At 45.9% G+C, this 1,476-nt stretch carries 2 protein-coding genes; both read left to right on the plus strand.

The annotated features are described in order from the left end of the window. Window positions 1-16: 16 nt before the first annotated feature. Window positions 17-370: a DUF305 domain-containing protein gene (locus tag LWP20_RS18135; protein WP_242929594.1), complete on the plus strand. Its 354-nt coding sequence runs from the start codon at window positions 17-19 to the stop codon at window positions 368-370. Window positions 371-556: 186 nt separating this feature from the next. Next, window positions 557-1,186 carry a DUF2911 domain-containing protein gene (locus tag LWP20_RS18140; protein WP_242929593.1) on the plus strand — a complete coding sequence of 210 codons (630 nt, stop codon included), beginning with the start codon at window positions 557-559 and terminating at the stop codon, window positions 1,184-1,186. The last annotated feature ends 290 nt before the right edge of the window (window positions 1,187-1,476 follow it).

Raw genomic sequence — 1,476 nt, forward strand, 5'->3', positions numbered from 1 at the left:
AACGAAGATAGGCAACATGGAAAGCAAAGCACGTCTTGAAACATTTCTGGCATCGCATCCAGGGGCGGAACCACTCTCGAAGGAGGAGTGCAAGATGTTTATGATGGAAATGCGGAAAGGCATGATGGCTATGATGCACTGCATGCGTTCTGTAAAGGACACGCCTGATCCGGATGTTGATTTTGCGCAGCTGATGATCTGCCATCACGAAGGAGCACTTGCCATGTCAAACACAGAATTGAAGTGGGGGAATGATGAAATGGCCTTGGAGGAGGCTGAAATGATCATTGAAGAGCAAGCGCAGGAAATAATGGAGCTAGCTGCATTCTTGAATGAGCACGGTATACCGACCAAGCACCATAACATGTAGTAAGTCAGCCTGATCTGACTGGATATTTACAAGCCCGGCTGCTGGAAACGTCAGCCGGGCTCTTTATTTAAATGCCGTTTCATCCGGAGTATAAAATTTGTAGCTTTAGCCTTCACTTACATCGAACAATAGGTATTGCTTACCTTGTCAAAGCCGGTGTAATACCCATACTGCAACCCTTATACCATGAACCCCAAAATTACAAACAGCTTTTTTGCTCTTATATTTTGCGCCTCCCTGTCCTATTGCAACCAGGCAGCTAAAGAACTGGAAGTACCAGCAGAAGAAACACAGCACGCCAATCATACCCCTAAAATGAGCGAAGGCGCTGTCATTATACAGGATCAACCGGAACCTGATACATTAAAAGGCAGTCTGAAAGCAGAAGCCCATGGTATGGTAGGCAATGCGCACCTGACCATCAATTACCATTCACCAGCCGTGCGCGGACGCAACATCTGGGGCGGCCTGGTAGCTTACGACCAGGTATGGGTGACAGGAGCGCACTCAGCCACCAGCCTGACAACGGATAAAGACATCACCATAGGAGAAAAGCTACTGCCAGCAGGCAAGTATGCCTTGTTCACCGTTCCTGGAAAGGAGGAGTGGACTATCATCATCAACAAAAACTGGGAGCAGCACCTGACTGACGACTACACGGAGAAGGAAGACATATTGCGCGTTACCGTAAAACCTGAAGCAGCAGCGCAGCCACAGGAGCGACTCCGTTACCAGATCGTGTCAGAGGCTGATAGCATAGGAGCCATTAACATAAGCTGGGACAAGTTGAAAGTAACAGTACCCGTTGCTATGTAGGTGTAGCCAAGAAGCATATTTTTATTCATAAAGCCACTCCGACAGCTGTTGGAGTGGCTTTATGAATTTATAGATGAACCTGAGTATAGCCATATGGGTATACCTGAACAAGAAGCAACGTTGCTTACTTGAAGAAGTCTTATAGGCGAACAATTATACTTTAACAGTTAAAAAAATGGAAAAGGGAAATTATATGAAGTTTTTGTTGATGCTAGGCGTATCGTTTGTGATCATGTACGGGGTAATGTATTTAAATGCCGATAAGTTTGATCATGTGTACCTGAACCTGA

The sequence above is a fragment of the Pontibacter vulgaris genome, assembly GCF_022758145.1.
Lineage (GTDB): Bacteria > Bacteroidota > Bacteroidia > Cytophagales > Hymenobacteraceae > Pontibacter > Pontibacter vulgaris.

Bases quoted from the DNA above. Each gene is read 5' to 3' on its own strand.
- LWP20_RS18135 (WP_242929594.1), top strand. From the start codon at position 17: ATGGAAAGCAAAGCACGTCTTGAAACATTTCTGGCATCGCATCCAGGG.
- LWP20_RS18140 (WP_242929593.1), top strand. From the start codon at position 557: ATGAACCCCAAAATTACAAACAGCTTTTTTGCTCTTATATTTTGCGCC.